At 57.4% G+C, this 17302-nt stretch carries 19 protein-coding genes and 1 pseudogene; 6 read left to right on the top strand and 14 right to left on the bottom strand.

Annotated features, from left to right (window positions below; translation table 11 throughout):
- Window positions 1-13: 13 nt before the first annotated feature.
- Window positions 14-523, bottom strand: coding sequence for a Fur family transcriptional regulator (locus ACYQ15_RS09410; protein WP_459937256.1), 510 nt, complete (start codon window positions 521-523; stop codon window positions 14-16).
- Between the two features lie 186 nt (window positions 524-709).
- Here ACYQ15_RS09410 and ACYQ15_RS09405 point away from each other — a divergent pair, with 186 nt between their 5' ends.
- Together ACYQ15_RS09405 and ACYQ15_RS09400 are read left to right on the top strand one after the other, a co-directional pair.
- Window positions 710-979, top strand: a complete 270-nt coding sequence (locus ACYQ15_RS09405; RefSeq protein WP_459937255.1) for a type II toxin-antitoxin system TacA family antitoxin — start codon at window positions 710-712, stop codon at window positions 977-979.
- Window positions 976-1470: a GNAT family N-acetyltransferase gene (locus tag ACYQ15_RS09400; RefSeq protein WP_459937254.1), complete on the top strand. Its 495-nt coding sequence runs from the start codon at window positions 976-978 to the stop codon at window positions 1468-1470. The genes ACYQ15_RS09405 and ACYQ15_RS09400 overlap by 4 nt, the downstream gene beginning before the upstream one ends.
- A gap of 110 nt (window positions 1471-1580) precedes the next feature.
- Here the strand turns inward: ACYQ15_RS09400 and ACYQ15_RS09395 are convergent, their stop codons facing one another.
- A complete protein-coding gene (locus ACYQ15_RS09395) occupies window positions 1581-3374 on the bottom strand; it encodes an AAA family ATPase (protein ID WP_459937253.1) in 1794 nt (597 codons plus the stop codon).
- Window positions 3375-3983: 609 nt separating this feature from the next.
- Between ACYQ15_RS09395 and ACYQ15_RS09390 the strand changes: the two genes are divergently transcribed.
- Both ACYQ15_RS09390 and ACYQ15_RS09385 read left to right on the top strand, forming a co-directional pair.
- Window positions 3984-4388 (top strand): DUF1499 domain-containing protein, encoded by a 405-nt coding sequence (locus tag ACYQ15_RS09390; protein WP_459937252.1) that lies wholly within the window; start codon window positions 3984-3986, stop codon window positions 4386-4388.
- Window positions 4389-4415: 27 nt separating this feature from the next.
- A complete protein-coding gene (locus ACYQ15_RS09385) occupies window positions 4416-4868 on the top strand; it encodes an SRPBCC family protein (RefSeq protein WP_459937251.1) in 453 nt (150 codons plus the stop codon).
- A 256-nt stretch (window positions 4869-5124) separates the two neighbouring features.
- Here ACYQ15_RS09385 and ACYQ15_RS09380 read toward each other — a convergent pair whose 3' ends face one another.
- From ACYQ15_RS09380 to ACYQ15_RS09325, 12 genes and pseudogenes are all read right to left on the bottom strand, one after another.
- Window positions 5125-6417 (bottom strand): phenylacetate--CoA ligase family protein, encoded by a 1293-nt coding sequence (locus ACYQ15_RS09380; RefSeq protein ID WP_459937250.1) that lies wholly within the window; start codon window positions 6415-6417, stop codon window positions 5125-5127.
- A 266-nt stretch (window positions 6418-6683) separates the two neighbouring features.
- Complete coding sequence (locus ACYQ15_RS09375; RefSeq protein WP_459937249.1) at window positions 6684-7421, bottom strand: ABC transporter ATP-binding protein; 738 nt, start codon at window positions 7419-7421, stop codon at window positions 6684-6686.
- A 4-nt stretch (window positions 7422-7425) separates the two neighbouring features.
- On the bottom strand, window positions 7426-8205 hold the full coding sequence (locus ACYQ15_RS09370; protein ID WP_459937248.1) for an ABC transporter ATP-binding protein: 780 nt from the start codon (window positions 8203-8205) through the stop codon (window positions 7426-7428).
- Complete coding sequence (locus ACYQ15_RS09365; RefSeq protein ID WP_459937247.1) at window positions 8192-9160, bottom strand: branched-chain amino acid ABC transporter permease; 969 nt, start codon at window positions 9158-9160, stop codon at window positions 8192-8194. The genes ACYQ15_RS09370 and ACYQ15_RS09365 overlap by 14 nt, the downstream gene beginning before the upstream one ends.
- A 12-nt stretch (window positions 9161-9172) precedes the next feature.
- The gene (locus ACYQ15_RS09360; RefSeq protein ID WP_459937246.1) at window positions 9173-9496 is read right to left on the bottom strand and encodes a nucleotidyltransferase domain-containing protein; all 324 of its coding nucleotides are present in this window, start codon (window positions 9494-9496) and stop codon (window positions 9173-9175) included.
- Window positions 9493-9645, bottom strand: coding sequence for a nucleotidyltransferase substrate binding protein (locus tag ACYQ15_RS09355; protein ID WP_459937245.1), 153 nt, complete (start codon window positions 9643-9645; stop codon window positions 9493-9495). The genes ACYQ15_RS09360 and ACYQ15_RS09355 overlap by 4 nt, the downstream gene beginning before the upstream one ends.
- Complete coding sequence (locus ACYQ15_RS09350; protein ID WP_459937244.1) at window positions 9645-9854, bottom strand: nucleotidyltransferase substrate binding protein; 210 nt, start codon at window positions 9852-9854, stop codon at window positions 9645-9647. Before ACYQ15_RS09350 ends, ACYQ15_RS09355 begins: the two co-directional genes overlap by 1 nt.
- 12 nt (window positions 9855-9866) lie before the next feature.
- On the bottom strand, window positions 9867-10748 hold the full coding sequence (locus ACYQ15_RS09345; RefSeq protein WP_459937243.1) for a branched-chain amino acid ABC transporter permease: 882 nt from the start codon (window positions 10746-10748) through the stop codon (window positions 9867-9869).
- Complete coding sequence (locus ACYQ15_RS09340) at window positions 10748-11890, bottom strand: ABC transporter substrate-binding protein (RefSeq protein ID WP_459937242.1); 1143 nt, start codon at window positions 11888-11890, stop codon at window positions 10748-10750. The genes ACYQ15_RS09345 and ACYQ15_RS09340 overlap by 1 nt, the downstream gene beginning before the upstream one ends.
- 117 nt (window positions 11891-12007) lie before the next feature.
- Entirely contained in the window at window positions 12008-14791 is a 2784-nt protein-coding gene (locus ACYQ15_RS09335) for a cation-transporting P-type ATPase (RefSeq protein WP_459937241.1), read from the bottom strand.
- A gap of 82 nt (window positions 14792-14873) precedes the next feature.
- Entirely contained in the window at window positions 14874-15368 is a 495-nt protein-coding gene (locus ACYQ15_RS09330; protein ID WP_459939565.1) for a universal stress protein, read from the bottom strand.
- A 30-nt stretch (window positions 15369-15398) separates the two neighbouring features.
- Window positions 15399-15767, bottom strand: a pseudogene (locus ACYQ15_RS09325) (hypothetical protein); the annotation flags it as partial.
- Window positions 15768-16078: 311 nt separating this feature from the next.
- Here ACYQ15_RS09325 and ACYQ15_RS09320 point away from each other — a divergent pair.
- Together ACYQ15_RS09320 and ACYQ15_RS09315 are read left to right on the top strand one after the other, a co-directional pair.
- Window positions 16079-16681: a flavin reductase family protein gene (locus tag ACYQ15_RS09320; RefSeq protein WP_459937240.1), complete on the top strand. Its 603-nt coding sequence runs from the start codon at window positions 16079-16081 to the stop codon at window positions 16679-16681.
- 8 nt (window positions 16682-16689) lie between these two features.
- Entirely contained in the window at window positions 16690-17259 is a 570-nt protein-coding gene (locus tag ACYQ15_RS09315; RefSeq protein WP_459937239.1) for a tetratricopeptide repeat protein, read from the top strand.
- Window positions 17260-17302 lie beyond the last annotated feature (43 nt).

Below are 17302 nucleotides of genomic sequence, written 5' to 3'. Positions count from 1 at the left end.
TGCGGTGATTTGATCACAAACCAGGCTTGGTTTCCGTTGCCGCGGCATCCTTCGGCCTTTTTGCGTGCTCCGCCTCCTGACAGGCTCGGCACAGTCCGAAAAAATCCAATCGGTGCGTGGATATCCGAAAACCGGTTTTCGTACTGACCTCCCGAGTCAGATCCGTCACACCGGCCAGGTTCGGGTCCTGAACAGTCCTGCACATGGTACAGATGACGTGGGGATGGGGAAAAGGCTTGTTGCCGTCGTAGCGGTTGCTGCCGTCGGGAAAACCCAGTTCGAGGACCTCGCCCAGTTCGCGAAGCAGGGCCACGGTTTTATAGATCGTGGCCCTGCTGGTTGTCGGGAAGTCTTGGTGAACCTGCTCATAAATCTGGTCCACCGAGGGGTGCCCGTCACTCAGGGCGAGAATCTTGAGCACGGCCACACGCTGCGGGGTGAGCCGAAATCCACGCTCCTTGAGCCGGTTGATCATCTGCTCAAGTCGTGCCTCGGAATCAGGGGAAAAAATGGGAGTTTGCATAGACACCGTGTCTTTGTGGATAGTATTTATCTCTGGATAATGATTATCCAGAAATTGGTCAAGTATTTTTTCTGACAACGTGGTGATCCTGGATGGCAAGCGCTTACAAGTTATGCCGGCAACACAGAAGACATTGACATAGAGAATCCAGATGTATATTTTTTTTATATACAAAGGGAGGCTCTTGTGACTCAACCTGAAACGAGAAATTCTCCAATCAACATTCGAGCGTTGCCGGTGCAAAGGGCCTTGATTGACAAGGCCGCGGACATCTTGAAGAAAAGTCGCTCCGAATTCATGCTTGAAGCGGCATGTCGGGAAGCGGAGAACGTGCTCCTGGATAGACGCCTTTTTTTCCTGGATGATGCACAGTATTTGGAGTTTGAAAAGCTGTTGCGGGCTCCTGTGGCCGAATCCGTCGGCAACCTGCTTTCGGCCAAGGCGCCATGGGAATGATCCGGCTCGATCCTCCCACCCCAGTTACGTCTCTGTATCATCTTGAGGAATTCGACTGCGGCACGCCCGTGCTCAATGCCTGGCTGATCAAGCAGGCTTTGCGAAACGAAGCATCCGGAGCTTCCCGCACGTTCATTGTCGGCAAGGAGCGAGTTGTCGTGGGGTATTATGCTCTGGCTGCTGGAAGTGTCGAACGAATGAACGCACCCGGAAGAATACGCCGGAACATGCCTGAGCCTCTGCCTGTCATGGTTTTGGGAAGGTTGGCGGTGGACATTCGGTGGCAGGGGCAGGGGATTGGAAAAGGGATGCTCAAGGATGCCCTGCTGCGGACTCTGGCCGTCTCAAGACAGGCAGGTATCAGAGCGCTTGTTGTCCATGCCATTTCCGAAGAAACCCGGTTGTTTTACATACGTCACGGCTTTCTTGAATCGCCTCTGGATGAACTGACGCTGATGCTTGGCCTGGAAAATCTCATGCCATTGCGGTGAACACGGTTCCGGACTTGAACCGGCACCTGTTTTTCCCGCGAAATGAACCACCCTGATAACTGATAACCAATAATAGCCAATAATAGATAACAGGTAACCGATAACCAAGTTCACGGCACCACTTTGGACCAGCAAATCCTCTCAAACCCCAAAGCCACCACCACGAAAGCGTGCAGGCGCAGGGCGGGGTATTTGCGATTGAGGCGTTGGGCGTATTCTTTGGCCTGGATCGAGCCCTGCCTTAGGGCTTGGCGGACCTGGGGCAGCTTGTCCAGGTCGTCCTGGGACATGGCCTTGAGCGCTTCTCCTGTCAGACTCAAATCCTTCAGGGACACGAACTTGAACTCCATGAGCACGTCCACCAGCCGGCCGTGCCGCTTGTCCGGGCGGATGATCATGGTCAAGTCGGCGTAACGTCGATCCAGCTCCGGCTCGGAATCCATGATGAACAGCAGATCGTTGTAGAGCAGGGTCAAAAACGCCGTCTTCACGGTCAGTTCGTTGGCCTGGGCATAGTCGCGGTTCTTGAACACCGTGAACAGGTGCTTTTCGACAAACGTGGCTAACTGAACCAGCTCCCCATCCTGATAGACCTTTTCCGCGGCCCAGCGCCCGGCGTCGCGCAATTGGGGATCGGGCAAAAGCATCTGCTGGAGGCGGGCGACGTACAGCCCCTGGATGACCAGATTCGGAACCCGTAGTGTCAATTGCAGAGTATCCGTCTCCCCGGCCAGGGTCAGGACGCCGAAATAGTAGAGGAACGAGGCCAGGAAGGTCTGATCCTTGGAGCTGTCCGAAAGCATTTCCCGCAGCCCGAATCGATCCGCGATCTCCGGAACGATCACTTCCCCGCCCTTGTGGCTCAAGTTCGCGATCATCTCCCGCCCACTGGGCAGGGCGGCCACATATTCCAATTTGGACTGATCCATGGCCAGGTTGGCGTCCAGCATTTTCGTCGGATACGCGCATCGTTTCTGGAAATGCTTGAAAAAATACAGGCATAGCGTGGGGTTGTAGACCATGTCCGTGCCCCTGGGCACGAAATTGTAGCCGTTGTAGTAGGTGCGAAGCAGTTCCAGGGCCTCCTGGGCTTTCTCCGCATCCAGTCCACATTCCCGGGCAATGGATCGCAAAGTCTCTGCCACCTCCTCTTCCCGGAACCCGCACAAATCCGCGAATTCGGGCTCAAAGAAAATATCCTCAGCCACATTGTACCCGCTGGTCAGATCACTCATGACCACCGGCGAGACCCCGGTGATGAACACGCGGTCGAACATGCTGGCCTGGGTTGACGCCTTGACCACCTTGAACAAGGTACGCAGGATGCCCTCATCATGCACCAGGGCCTCGTACCGGCCCCGGGAATCCGGCTCTGGCAGCATCATGACCGTGTTGGCGAAGTTGTCATACTCGTCGATGAGTAGGTAGATCGGAATACCAGAGTTCCTGGTCGCGCCGAGCAAAGACCCAATGGAAAAAAGAGCATCTTCGGTATTGAGGTCAACTTGGCCCATATCAAAGCCATTTTTTTTGTAATACTGAAGAAAGTTGGAAATTTGGACATTGATATGATTGAAAAGCGACTGCCGCATGTCCTCCGGCGTTCCGGTGGGATCAACACAGGAGAAATCCCAGCGCAGGATGAAATAACTGTTACGCAAGGGGGTCGGATTGATACCGATGGCTAGGTGGCCGAACAGGGCCGAGAACTGATCCTTGCGGGCGATGTCGTAGTAGTTTTCCAGCATGGACAGCAACAGGCTCTTGCCAAAGCGCCGCGGCCGGATGAACAGGGAGGACTTGGTCCGCTCCAGGTGGAGAATGGCCTGGGTCCGGTCGCAATAGTAGTACCCTTGGGTTGCGATTTCCTGAAAGTCCCAGATGCCGTAGGGAAAGGTGATCATCGGTTGTCCTTGCACGATTTTTCAGCGTTGAGAGGGAAATGTCTCGCTTTGTCGCGGTAGCATCAGGATTCGGCATGTGGTGAAAATCCTGACATATTCCCTCAAAAGTTAAAAGGGACACCTTTGATATCCTCATGCAACGATTCATCTCCCTGGACGAGCACCCACGCCGGCCCGATGCTTGATCCGCCTTGGCATCCGCCGACGGCACTCCCCCATATCCGGAACCTGATAATCGTTCTGGATCGGCTCAAATATTTGAAATCGTCGGGACAGGCTGTGAAAATCACCCTGACTGTATTGCTGCAAAAGCTCAAAATCTTATGTATGAGGATATACTTTCAGTCGAGTTGCTTATTGTACTGCCATCGAGTTTTGAAACTACTCAGCCCACCTGAGCAAAAACGGACAGGATACCCGCCTTCGCTGGTATGACTGACTTGCAGACGACTTTGAAAACAAGTCATTCCCGCGAAGGCGGGAATCCAGTCCATACTTGTCGCAATTCTTGAGAAAGCTACCATTTTCCGGCCCAAGCTGAGTAATTACCGAGTTTTTTTGAACAGCATGCAGAATCGGAATTTATTACAACACATTGATAGAGGTGCCATGCAATTTTCCGTTTTGACGGCGGCCATTCTTTCCCTGGCGTTGCTGGACTGTCCGACGACTCCAAACTGCGTTTCCAGTCAGGCCGCGGATTCGGCCCGGCGGGTCGAGCCTCTGACGTATCCAACCGGTCAGGATCAGTTGGCCATGCAAGTCCTGCTTCAGGTGCTTCGCGGCCTGCCGCGCACCGTGATAACCAAACAGTCGGATACCATTGTCAAAGCTGTAGTTCAAAGCGCCGTGTTTCGGTTCAAGGATGATCTGGAGTTTTATTTCGATCCCGATCATCCCGTCATCCATGTCCGTTCGGCCTCACGGGTCGGCACCTGGGATTTGGGGGTGAATCGTCGGCGTGTGGAACAAATTCGCGCCGACTTTGCCGCGCTTCTGGCCCGTGAGCCATGATTATTTTTCGGTTCGTACTGTAGCCCCATGCTCCACTGCCTCACCCAGACCCAGACCCTGCCCCTGAGCCTTGATCAGGCCTGGGAGTTCTTTTCCGACCCGGCCAACCTCAGCCGGATCACCCCCGGCTGGCTGGCCTTCACCCTGACCTGTTCACCGCATACCGCCATGTATGCCGGTCAGATCCTGACCTACTCCATCCGTCCCATCCCCTTGCTGCGTTTGCGCTGGGTGACCGAGATCACCCATGTTCGCAAGCCGTACTTCTTCGTGGACGAGCAGCGCATCGGCCCCTACCGGTTCTGGCATCACCAGCACCATTTTCAGGAGACGGACACGGGCCTTCTCATGACCGATCAGGTCCACTACGCCTTGCCTTTCGGTCCTCTGGGCGACCTGGTTCACGCACTGTGGGTCAGAAATCGCCTGCAGGCCATCTTCAGCCATCGCCGGACCGTTCTGTCCGGCTTGTTAGGCTGAAGGCGCGGACTTGTCTCATTTTGCTCGGATTGGAATGTCCTTGCGTGGGAAAAGGGTAACTTGCTCAAAAACTTGCGGCAATTGACAGGTTAAATCCTGGGAGCACCGCACCCCAGTGCGGCAATGGCGTGACGCACACAGGACAGAATTCCGGCTGGAGCGTGGACCCAGGAGCTGGGTCACGAAACTCTGCCAGGGAAACTCATCGCCAATTTTTGTGCAGTTACGAAAAGCAGGTCGGGAAGATGTTCGGGAATCAGGGCTGTCTGCGGTCCACCACGCGGCCGGAACCTGTTTCCAGTTCGGCGATGGTCTGGCGTTCCACCAGCTTGACCTTGAAGACGAGCCCCAGCTCCATGGCCAGCTGCTGGCGGGTCAGGTCGATGAAACGCTGCTGGGCCTTGATCTGATCCGGCTCCACCATGTCCGCCTCCACCAGCAGCATGGCCCGGTCCAGACCGCCGTGGCGATCCACCACGAGCAGGTAGTTGGGCTCGGCATGGTGGGTTTCGGCGAGAATGGCCTTGATCCGTTCCGGATAGACATTGATTCCCTGGATGATCAGCATGTCGTCGCTGCGGCCCTGGATGCGGTCCATGCGCTGAAAGGTGCGGCCGCAGGGACATGGTTCAGGAATCAGCCGGGTCAGATCCCCGGTCCGGAAGCGGATCATGGGCAGGGCTTCCTTGGTCAGCGTGGTCAGGACCAGTTCGCCGACTGTCCCGGGAGGCAACGGCTGCAGTGTTTTTGGATCGACGATCTCGGCCAGGAAGTGGTCTTCCTGGATGTGCATGCCCCGGCGCTCCAGACATTCTCCGGCCACTCCCGGCCCCATGACCTCGCTGACGCCGTAGTTGTCCGTGGCCGTGATATTCAGCCGGTCCTGGATGCGTTCCCTGGTGGCCTCGGACCAGGCTTCCCCGCTGAACAGGCCCCAGCGCAGGGGCAGGGCGTTGCGGTTCACGCCCAACTCGTCCATGACGTCGGCCAGGTACAGGGCGTAACTGGGAATGCAGGCCAGAGCCGTGGCCCGGTAATCGAGGATGATGCCCACCTGTCGTCGGGCATTGCCGCTGGAAACAGGCACCACGGTGGCGCCCAGAGTTTCGGCGCCATAGTGCATGCCGAAAGCCATGGTGGACAATCCGTAATTGTGGGCCACGTGGACCACGTCTTCCTTCGAGGCCCCTCCCGCGGAAAGGATGCGAGCCGTGAGCCGGGACCACTTCCGGATGTCGCTCTGAGTGTAGCCAAAGACCGTTGTGCCGCCGGAAAAGCCCGACGAAGTCTGCAGCCGGACCACCTCGCGCAGGGGCACGGCGAACAGCCCGTAGGGAGCATTGTCGCGCAGGTCCTGGCGAGTGGTCAGGGGCAGGTTGCGGACATCGGCCAGGGATTCGAAGTCATAGGGGTCAATGCCCAGTTCCTCGAATTTCTTGCGGTAGAAGGGTACGTTGCGGGAGACCCTGGTCAGGGTGGACTGCAAGCGTTCCAGCTGGAGTTGCTCCAACTCCTCCTTGGTCATGGATTCAAATTCGGCTTCAAACATCGTCGCTCCTCCACGCATAAGTATCCTGCACCTCAAGCATCACATGGCATTTCAGATTGCATTCAAAATTTTTGCAGCTACTCAGCATAGGCGGGAAAAGGTATTTTTTCAGAAACTTGTGGCAAGTATGATCAGGGTTTTCACATCGCGGGAATGACTTGTTTTTTCAATGCCGTCTCCGAGTCAGTCATGCCCGCGAAGGCGGGTATCCAGTCAGTATTCATTCGGGTGAGCTGTATGTTTCTCCGCAGATACACAGATAGGGATTAAGAAGTTTCATCCCCCACGTCCCGGCCCAGGTAGGCGCGTTGGACGTCCCGGTTCAGCAGCAGTTCCTCGGATGGCCCCTGCAGGATGATCCGTCCTGTTTCCAATACATAACCCCGGTCCGCGATTTTCAGTGCGCTTTTGGCGTTTTGCTCCACCAGCAGGACGGTCAGGCCGAACACGTCGCGGAGTTCGGCCACATGGCGGAAAATCATCTGCGACAGAGCCGGGGCCAGTCCCATGCCCGGCTCGTCCAGGAGCAGCATGCGCGGTTTGGCCATCAGGGCCCGGCCGATGGCCAGCATCTGCTGTTCACCGCCGGAGAGGTTCCCGGCGGGCTGGTCGCGGCGCTGGCCCAGGACCGGAAACATCTCATAAATCTGGTCCACGTCCTTGGAGATCAGGGCCTTGTTTGTCAGACTATAGCGGTGGTAGGCGCCAAGGAGAAGATTGTCCGCCACGGTCATGGGCTTGAAGACCAGGCGGCGTTCCGGAACCTGGGAAATGCCGGCGCTGACAATGCGTTCCGGGCGCTCCCGAGTGATGTCCCGGCCCTCGAACCCGAGGCTCCCGCCCCTGGCCCGCAAGAGGCCCGAGATGGTGGTCAGCAGAGTGGTCTTTCCCGCGCCGTTGCCGCCGATCAGGGCCACGATCTCTCCCTGGTTCACGTGCATTGAGACCCTGCGTACGGCGTGCACCCGGCCGTAGAAGACGTCCACATTTTTCAGTACCAGCATGGAACTACTCCGCCTCCTCGCCCAGGTATGCCGCGATAACTTCGGGGTTCTTCTGGATTTCCGCGGGTGTGCCCGAGGCGATGACCTGGCCGAAATGGAGAACGGTGATGGCGTTGCTGACGCCCATGATCAGATCCATGTCGTGTTCCACGATGGCCACGGTGATGCCCAGTTCGTCGCGGATGCGGCGGATCAGTTCGGCCAGGGCCCGGGTTTCCGTGGTATTCAGGCCCGCCGCGGGTTCATCCAGAAGCAGCAGCCGCGGCTGGGCCGCAAGGGCCCGGGCCAGTTCGAGCAGGCGCTGTTTTCCGTAGGGCAGTTCCCCGGCGGGCAGATCCCATCCGGATTCGATGCCGACAAAGGCCAGCTTTTCCTCGGCCAGGTCCCGGCAACGATGCTCCCCGCGAAAGTAGGCCGGCGTCTTGAACAGGGCGTTGATCGGACTGTAGCGGACCACCCGGTGCGCACCGGTCATCACGTTTTCCAGAACGTTCATGGTGGTGAAGACTTCCAGGTTCTGGAAGGTGCGTACCGCCCCGGCCCTGGATCGTGCCCATGCCGGAGCACGGGTCATATCCTGGCCCAGGAGTTCGACGCGGCCGCCGGAGCAGGGCACCATGCCGCTGACCACGTTCAGCAAGGTGGTCTTGCCCGCGCCGTTGGGGCCGATCAGGGCGGTGATGGTTCCTTCCCGGACCTGAAAATCCACATCGGTCAAGGCCATCACCCCGCCGAATCGGACATGGACCCCCTGACAGCGCAACAGGACGTCATGATCGGACACGGCTCAACCTCCCGCGAATCAGGCCGATCAGCGATTTCATCCCCCCGGCCATGCCCTGGGGCAGATACATCATGCACAGGATGAGAATCAAACCATAGATGATCACTTCCATGTTTTCATAGGCCCGCAGGAACTCCGGCATCGCTATTAGGAAGACTGTCCCGGCGATACCTCCCCAGAGACTGGCCATGCCGCCCAGGACAACCATGGTGATCAACTGCACGGAGAAATGGAATCCGAATGACGAAGGGGCCACGAAGCTGAGATAGTGGGCGTAGAGAACCCCGGCAATGCCCGCGTAGATCGCGGACAGCACGAAAATGAACAGCTTGTAGCGGGTCACGTTGATGCCCATGGACTGGGCTGCCTTGTCGCTGGCATGCAGGGCCATCAGGGCCCGCCCGGTGCGGGACTGGATCAGGTTCAGGGAGATCAGCAGGACTATGGTGACCGTGGTCCAGACAAGAAAAAAGTAAGAGAGTTCCGAATCAAAAACAAATCCGCCCACCTGGAGCTGCGGAATGCCCACGAATCCGGAAGGGCCGCCGGTCAGGCCGATGGCTTCGTTGAAAAAAATGTAGACGATCAACCCGAAACCCAGGGTGGCCATGGCCAGGTAGTATCCCTTGAGCTTGAGTACGGGCATGCCCACCACCAGGGCCACGAGTGCTGTCAGGCCCACGCCGGAAAGCATGCCCACCGCCAGAGGTAGGCCATGGGTTCCGGTGAGCACCGCGGTGGTGTAGGCGGAAATCCCGAACAGGGCCGCATGGCCCAGGGAGATCTGACCGGCAAAGCCCAGCAGCAGGTTCAGTCCCATGACGATGATGGCGATGATCCCGGCCATGGTCAGGATGCTCAGATAGTAATAGTCATGAGACAGAATCGTCGGCGTGGCCAGAACCAGCACGAAAAAGGCGGCCACAGGGGCCAGTTGACGGTAGGTGGAAGTCATGAATGCCGGAAATCAGGTTTCGGAGGTTGGTTGCGGGTTCTGTTCATAAAAAATTTTTCCGACTCTCTGGATATGTTCGACGAGGTCCGGATCGTCGATGTCGTGGTAGAGGGAGAGATCGATGGTGTACGGAAGCAGCAGGTCGTCTAGTTCGTCCATGATCTGGTAGAGATCCTTCAGATCCAGGTCCCCGATCAGCGTTAGGTCGATATCCGATCCCGTTTTCTGCGTGTCCTTGGCCCGGGAACCGTAGAGGATCGCCTTTTTCACTTTCGTGTGGCGGGCGAGGACATTGTTGATTTTTTGAACCGTACGAACCTGTAAACCATGGGTCATTGCCGGTCATCCCGATGGACCTGGTCCATGGTTTGCCGCATCAGGAGAAACTCGGGGTAGTACTCCGCAATGATTTCTCCAACAATTTTCTTGGCCAAGGATTCACTGTAGGTGTGGGAGGACAGGTTGCGGCTTTTGATCATGTTCATCACATGCGGACCGTGCCGCGGCTTTCAAGAAAATCCTTCAGTGTGTTCCAGGCCAGTTCGTGGGTGAATTCGAAGGCCTGGATCAAGCCCTGTTCCTCCAGCCGGGAAAGAGAGCGTTGGCGGGCCAGTTCCACGCCTTCGCCAAGCTGGATCAGCGCCTTGCGAAAATGGGCCAGGCGTTGGACCCAGCGGACATCATCTTCCTGCACATCCATCTCTCATTATACCCGTTCCGTGTCCGGTGCGCCGAACAGGCCGGATGGACGCCAGAGAAGGATGGCCAGGATGACCACGAAGGCGATGGCGTCCTTGTAGGCCGAAGAGATCATGCCCGCGCCGAAGGCTTCCAGGACGCCGAGGATCAGGCCGCCGGCCGCGGCGCCGAAGGGGTTGCCCAGGCCGCCGAGAATGCAGGCGGCGAAGCCTTTCAGACCCAGGAGCACGCCCACATCATAGGAGGTCATGGTCAGCGGGGTGAGGATCGCTCCGCCCACGGCTCCCACAAAGGCCGAGAGCATGAACGAGGCCATGACCATCCGCTCCACGCTGATGCCCATCAGCCTGGCCGCCTTGGGTTCGAAGGAACAGGCCAGCATGGCCCGGCCGAAAATGGTTCGGCTGAAAAAGTAGCGCATCGAGGCCAGGACCATCATGGTAATGCCCAGGATCCACAGGCTTTGCGGGGCAATGGTCGCTCCCAGGAAGGGAATTGGAACATTGCCGGAGAATGCCGGCAAAACGTAGGTGTCCTTGCCCCAGAGCAGCATCATCACGCCGCGGATGGTAATGGATACGCCAATGGTCACGATGATCAGGTTGATCACCGAGGCGTGTTGGACCGGGCGAATGGTCAGACGTTCCATCACCAGGCCGACCAGGGTGGTGGTGAACACGGCCAGGATAACGGCCACGGGAAGTCCGGGATCCAGCCAGTGGACGAAGATCACGGACAGGATTCCGCCGAGCATCACGAACTCGCCCTGGGCAAAGTTGATGATCCCCGTGGTGTTGAAGATGATGGTAAAACCCAAAGCGGCCAGACCGTAGGTGCTGCCCACGGTCAGTCCGGCCACAAGGAACTGCAGGAAACTGGAAAGCTCCATTATTCGCTCACAAGCTCCCAGTCGCCGTCCGTGATCCTGACCATCACGAAGGCGCGCTCGTCCAGGCCGTTATGATCTTCGGGGGAAAGGTTGAAAATGCCGCCCGTAGCAACAAATCCACTGATGTTTTCCAGGTTGTCCCGGATGGCCTGCGGCGTGGCTTCCCCGGCACGGGTGATGGCTTCGGCAATCAGGGCCAATGCGTCGTAGGCGTAGCCGCCAAAAGTGGAAACTTCAGTGTTGAACCGCTTTTCATAGTTGCGGATGTATTCCAGAAGCAGCGCTTTTTGGGGATGATCGTCGGGCAGTTGGTCAGCGACCGTCAGACGGCCGGCCGGCAGGATCAGGCCTTCGGCGGCCTCGCCGGCCAGTTCGATGAAGCGCTTGGAGGCAACGCCGTGGCTCATGTACATGGGGATGTTCATGCCCAGCTGGACGCGGTTGCGGGCAATGACCGCCGGGCCCGGATTGGTGCCCCAGCAGATGATCGCATCAGGATTGAGGCTGCGGATTTTGGTCAGTTGCGGCGTCATGTCCGTATCCCTGGGACCGTAGATTTCGTCCGCAACAAGGGTCATGCCGTAGGCCGGAATCAACTCCTGCAGCACCTCGCGACCCGCCTGGCCGAAACCATCTGAGACCGTGATGATCGCGATGGATTGGAAACCTTGTTCCTGGGCATGTTCCAGGATCCTGATCACGGCATGCCGATCCGACTGGGGAGTTTTGAAAACCCAAGGGTTGATGGGCTTGACGATACGTTCCGCCGCGGCCATGGACACCAGGGGAATCCTGGCCGAGGTAAATCTGGGCATGATGGCCAGGGTATTGCCGGAGGTGGTGGCGCCAATGGCCGCCACCACTCGATCCCGGCTCAGGAGCCTGTTTGCGGCGGCAACGGCCTTGTTCACCTCGGTTTCGTCATCGTAGATGATCACTTCCAGGGGGCGGCCCAGCAGGCCGCCCTGGGCATTGATCTGGTCCTGCAGCATGATCAGCGTGTTGCGCTCCGGCTCCCCGAGAAAGGACGCAGGCCCCGTGGCCGAGAGGATGGCCCCGATCTTGATCGGTTGCGCTGCCGATGCAGCCGAGGACATGACAAGGATCGTCATGGTTATGAGAACAAACAGGTGTCGAATCATGGCGCAAACTCCTTGGTTGAACAAAAGGGGGCGATCCGCCTTCGCGATGCGGAAGGGAGTATTCACATTACAAGCAAATGTCACGTGAAAACACGCTTGCCGTGCAAATTCCTCCGGTCAGCGGGCGGCGGTATAGCGGCGCATGAGATATTTCTCCCCTTCAACCAGCAGGAACAGGATTACGCCAAAAACGAAAATCCGCAGCCAAGTCCCGATATCCACTGCTTCGGTGCGGAAAAGAAACTGCATTGGTGGAAAATAGGTGAACCCAATCTGCAGGACCGTCAGTACAAGAATGGACCAGAGCACTGCTTTACTGCCTGTGAAGGTCGTGAGGCGCATGGAACTTTCGTAGATAAACCGGCTGTTGAAGAGGTAGCAGACCTGACCGAAGACCAGGGTGTTGATGGCCACGGTGGCTGCCAGTTCCTGGGATCCGTTGCCGCCCAGTATGAACATGTAGTGGCCCAGCGCGCCGACGGTCAGCAGCAACGAGACAAAGGTGATCCGCCAGAGCAGGAACCGGGAAACCAGAGGCTCGTCGCCTTCCCTGGGAGGACGCCGCATCACGTTGCTTTCCGAAGGCTCAAAAGCCAGGGCCAGAGCCAGGGAGACCGCGGTGACCATGTTGATCCAGAGGATCTGCGGAGGAGAGATGGGCAACGTGAACTCTCCGGCCGCACCGGACGCGCCCAGGCCCAGAAATATCGCGGCAATAACCACCAGGGCCTGCCCGCCGTTGGTGGGCAGGATGAACAGGATGGCTTTCTTGATGTTGTCGTAGACCGTTCGCCCTTCCTCCACGGCATTGGCGATGGAAGCGAAATTGTCGTCCGCCAGGACCATGTCCGAAGCCTCCTTGGCCGCTTCGGTTCCGCTTTGCCCCATGGCCACCCCGACGTCCGCCCGTTTCAGTGCCGGAGCGTCGTTCACCCCGTCTCCGGTCATGGCCACGATTTTGTCCTTGGCCTGCAGGGCCGTGACAATGCGCAGCTTGTGCTCGGGCGAGACCCGGGCAAAAACGTCCACATCCGGAATCTCCTCCTGCAACTGCTCGTCGCTCATGGATTCGATATCCTTGCCCGTGAGCGCGGTCTTGCCGTCGCCGATGCCCAGTTGTTTGCCGATGGCCGTGGCCGTGACCACATGATCGCCGGTGATCATTTTCACCCGGATCCCGGCCGTGTCGCATTGACCCGACGGGTCGCATTCGCCGATCAATTTGCCCGCGGCATCGACGGCTTCATCCCGCGGCGGATCGATGATCCCGTAAAAGCCCAGAAAGGTGAAGCCTTCAGCCACGTCGTCCATGTTCAGCTTACCCTGGCCGTTGTCCAGGGGGCGAATGGCCAGGCCAAGCAGGCGCTGACCCTTGGAGGCGATTTTTTGCTCTTCATCCTCCCAGAATGATGGATCCAGCGACTCGTCGCCGTCTTCGGTGCGCTGCGTCGAGCAACGTTCGAGAACTTTTTCCGGCGCCCCTTTGAGAATGATCAGGCTGCCTGATTCGGAATGCCGGTGCAGGGTGGCCATGAATTTTTGTTCCGAACTGAAGGGAATAGCATCCAGTCGCTCATACTGTTCGTTTTCTTCCTCCTGATCCAGGCCGGCTTTCATGGCCGCCACAACGAGGGAGGATTCCGTCGGGGCTCCCTGGGCCTTCCAGTCGCCGTCGGTTTTCGTGATCTCGGCTTCATTGCACAGCAAACCGAAACGCAGCAGGTCCAGAATGACGCCTTTATTCTCGCGGGGGTCAAATTTTTCATCATCCAGCTTGAATTCGCCCTCAGGAGCATAGCCGACCCCGGAAACAGTCACGGTCTTGTCCCCGGTGCGCAAGGTCTGGACGGTCATCTCGTTGCGGGTCAAGGTGCCGGTCTTGTCCGTGCAGATCACGCTCACCGAACCCAGGGTCTCCACCGCGGGCAGGTGGCGGATGATCGCATTGCGTTTGGCCATGCGCTGCACGCCGATGGCAAGGGTGATGGTCACGATGGCCGGGAGGCCTTCGGGAATGGCGGCCACGGCCAATCCCACGGCGGCCATGAACATCTCGCCCGGAGCAAATCCTTGAAATAAATAGCCGAAAGCGAAGGTCACGGCGGCCATGCCGATGATGGCCACGCTGAGCACGTTGCCGAAACGGCCAAGCTGTTTGAGCAGCGGGGTGGTCAGGGTTTCCACGTCCGACAACATTTCACTGATCCGGCCGATCTCGGTATCCGAACCGGTTCCGACAACCAGTCCCCGGCCCTGACCATTGGCGATCATGGTGCCGGAGAAGGCCATGCTGGAACGGTCACCGATGGAATCGCCCTCGTCCACGGGCTCGGTATCCTTTTCCACGGGCACGGATTCACCGGTCAGGGCAGCTTCCTCGGCCTGGAGGTCGCGGGCTTTGAACAGGCGAATATCCGCCGGTACCTTGTCGCCGGCATTGAGCAGGATCACATCCCCCGGGACCAACTCCTTGGCCTCGACCTCTTTTTTCTTGCCGTCGCGCAGAACCACGGCCGTGGGCGAGAGCATGTTCCGGATGCTGTCCAGGGATTTTTCGGCTTTCCCTTCCTGAATGAAGCCGATCAGGGCGTTGATCAGCACCACGCCGAGAATGACGCCCATATCCAGCCATTCGGCGAGCAGTCCCGTGATCACGGCCGCTGCCAGAAGCAGGTAGATGAGAACGTTGTTGAACTGGGCCAGAAAGCGCATCAGGGCGCTGCGGCCTTTGGCCTGGGGCAATTCATTCGGGCCGTAACGTTCCAGCCGACTGCTCGCTTCTGATGCACTCAAGCCCTTGGTATCGGTCTCCAGCCGTTCAAGAACGTCGGAGACGGAAAAGGCATGCCAGGGGGTTTTGTCTTTCTTTTTTTCGTTGTGTTGCGGGGTTTCTTTTTTCATAATCCGGCTCTCTGTTGCTGGTTTGAGAAAAGACCTGCTCCGCATGGAGGGAAATTCTCGGTTATTGCAAATGCAAAAAACATTATCCCGGCAGTCGGCATGAAGATGGGCTGACCCACAAGGCCGCGCCTTCCAGCTTGGCCAAGAGCGTTCTGCTGACCGAGCCCATGGAGAAAAAACCTGGAGCGGACGTGCCGGTTCGGCCGACGGCAACAACCGCGTACCGCCCATCCTCGGCTTCCTGGAGCAGGGCTTGAGCGGGGGATGAAGACCGCAGGATCTTGGTTTGGATCCGTTCTCTGGCCACGCCGTTGTTCAGGACAGAGGACAAGGCATGGTCGAAAAAAGAAAGCGCGTCCGGATCGGAAGTCTTGGAATCTGCGTTCACATAGGCCAAAACCACGGAATGATCGGGCTGATCAGCCATTACGAAACCGACATGGTCGGCAATCTGGACGCAGGGCTCGGAACCGTCCACGGCAACCAGAACATTTTTGCGTTTGCTGTCGGTTCGCTGACAAACCCAGATGGGAAATGACAGATCCTCGTTCATGATGGTTTTCGTAACGCTGTCCACGAAAAGCTCCTCAAACCGCGAAAGTCCGCGCCGTCCAAGGACAAGTGCGTCGTAATGTCCTTTGGCACACTCCTGAATCAAATCCTTGGCAGACCCAAACTGGCTGTAGATAAACTTTGTGGCAACATTGCTCGAGGAGAAACCGGAACTCACCAACATGGCGCGCCCTTTTTCCAGAAGCTCGTCAGAACGCTGCTGCTGCGCCTTCTTCCAGCCATCCGTCCATTTTTTTCGCTGGTAGACATCGCTGTCATCCAGATAAACGGCAGGCGGTTGGGGGGCCACATAAAGCAGCGTCAATCGAATGTGGTGTTTGTGGAGAAAAAAGTGATTGATGAAGCGTCCGGCAAGAAATGAGCTTTGATCGTCGCCAATTGCAAGCAAGAAGTGTTTTTCCATTCCAGGTCCTTTTTTCGACTGGTGCGGTGATGCTGCGTTATGAAAAAGGGGGGGCCACTACTCATTCAGGCTGACGACACGATGATGTCACGCGGATTAAGGCCTTTTTTCCATAAGCATGCACTTGGGGACAACCCTCGTCAACCCATGTCCGCCCTCATCCTGATCTTCTGGTCCCGGAGCTTGCATTCTTCCGGTGAATGCCGTTGAATATGGCAAAACATATAAAGAACGCGCTCAGTGACCTTGGCTGAGTAGCTACCACGCACTTATCAAATTGAAAACCTGAAGTCCCAAGAAAGGAGGGCGTGATGAAAAAATCTTTGGGAGCAAAAACCTTGGTATTCCCGACACCGGTATGGGTTGTCGGATCGTATGATCAGGAAGGAAAGCCGAACATCATGACCATTGCCTGGGGAGGGATCTGCTGCTCAAAGCCTCCCTGTTTGAACATTTCACTGCGCAAGGCAACGTATACCTACGAATGCATCACCAAGAGCGGAGGATTCACGGTCAATGTCGCAACGGAGAACAGCATCATCATGGCCGATTATTGCGGCACTGCCTCCGGAAGGACCGTGAACAAGTTCGCGGCCACGGGCCTTACCCCTGTCAAAAGCGAACTGGTAGATGCGCCTTATATCGAGGAATTTCCACTGATAGCCGAATGCCGCCTGCTGCAGACCATTGACCTGGGGCTGCATACCATGTTCATCGGAGAAATTCTGGATATCAAGGCTGACGAAGCGGTGCTTATGGCGGAAGGACTGCCGGATGTGGAAAAACTGCGTCCCGCGGTCTTCGGACCTGTGGTCCGGACCTACCATGGGTTGGGAGAGTATCTTGGACCGGCATTCACCATTGGTCAGGAAATCGAACGTCCCAAGGATGAATCGCCCAAACGCGAGCATTGAGGTTCCTTGTGCGCTCATGCCCGTTTTCAAAATCAATCTTTGCTATCATCCTTGGATGTATCGTCAGCCTGCTGCTCTTGGGTGGTCTCGGCGGATGCGGCGGCTATACTCAGGGCAATCTGGCCTTGGCCCGTGGAGACTACCGACAAGCTGAACAACACTTTCAGGAGATGCTCGTTCAGAATCCCGATGATGCCACCGCCCGGAGGCGTCTGGCCATGACCTACTTTTATATGGGCAGGGACATTGATCCGGCATATTATGCGCAATCAGTCCAGGAATTTGTGCGCATAGCTGAAATACGCGATCCAACACCGGAGGAGCAGTTTCATCAAGGTTTGGCTCTGATTGGACAGGGGAGGAGGGCTGAAGGATTCAGTCTGCTGAAGAACTTCAGCTATCCCCGCCAGTTCCGCACGCAGCAGTTCGTGCGGGAACGCGCCGCCCAACTGGAGTCGAGCCATGATCTCACGCCAGTTGAAATATTCGCACGTATGGAGCGGGCCTGGAGGGAAGGAGAAAAAGAAGATCTACGGGAACGACTGGATGAACAACGCGACCGTTGGGAAATCCGTTGATCCTTGTATTGTCGTTGCATGAGCGGCCTCGACAAGTGCCAAG

The organism is Desulfonatronum parangueonense (genome assembly GCF_054656975.1).
This window is presented reverse-complemented; position numbering and strand designations above follow the sequence as displayed.

Bases quoted from the DNA above. Each gene is read 5' to 3' on its own strand.
- ACYQ15_RS09410 (WP_459937256.1), bottom strand. From the start codon at position 523: ATGCAAACTCCCATTTTTTCCCCTGATTCCGAGGCACGACTTGAGCAG.
- ACYQ15_RS09400 (WP_459937254.1), top strand. From the start codon at position 976: ATGATCCGGCTCGATCCTCCCACCCCAGTTACGTCTCTGTATCATCTT.
- ACYQ15_RS09395 (WP_459937253.1), bottom strand. From the start codon at position 3,374: ATGATCACCTTTCCCTACGGCATCTGGGACTTTCAGGAAATCGCAACC.
- ACYQ15_RS09390 (WP_459937252.1), top strand. From the start codon at position 3,984: ATGCAATTTTCCGTTTTGACGGCGGCCATTCTTTCCCTGGCGTTGCTG.
- ACYQ15_RS09385 (WP_459937251.1), top strand. From the start codon at position 4,416: ATGCTCCACTGCCTCACCCAGACCCAGACCCTGCCCCTGAGCCTTGAT.
- ACYQ15_RS09380 (WP_459937250.1), bottom strand. From the start codon at position 6,417: ATGTTTGAAGCCGAATTTGAATCCATGACCAAGGAGGAGTTGGAGCAA.
- ACYQ15_RS09375 (WP_459937249.1), bottom strand. From the start codon at position 7,421: ATGCTGGTACTGAAAAATGTGGACGTCTTCTACGGCCGGGTGCACGCC.
- ACYQ15_RS09365 (WP_459937247.1), bottom strand. From the start codon at position 9,160: ATGACTTCCACCTACCGTCAACTGGCCCCTGTGGCCGCCTTTTTCGTG.
- ACYQ15_RS09360 (WP_459937246.1), bottom strand. From the start codon at position 9,496: ATGACCCATGGTTTACAGGTTCGTACGGTTCAAAAAATCAACAATGTC.
- ACYQ15_RS09355 (WP_459937245.1), bottom strand. From the start codon at position 9,645: ATGAACATGATCAAAAGCCGCAACCTGTCCTCCCACACCTACAGTGAA.
- ACYQ15_RS09345 (WP_459937243.1), bottom strand. From the start codon at position 10,748: ATGGAGCTTTCCAGTTTCCTGCAGTTCCTTGTGGCCGGACTGACCGTG.
- ACYQ15_RS09340 (WP_459937242.1), bottom strand. From the start codon at position 11,890: ATGATTCGACACCTGTTTGTTCTCATAACCATGACGATCCTTGTCATG.
- ACYQ15_RS09335 (WP_459937241.1), bottom strand. From the start codon at position 14,791: ATGAAAAAAGAAACCCCGCAACACAACGAAAAAAAGAAAGACAAAACC.
- ACYQ15_RS09320 (WP_459937240.1), top strand. From the start codon at position 16,079: ATGAAAAAATCTTTGGGAGCAAAAACCTTGGTATTCCCGACACCGGTA.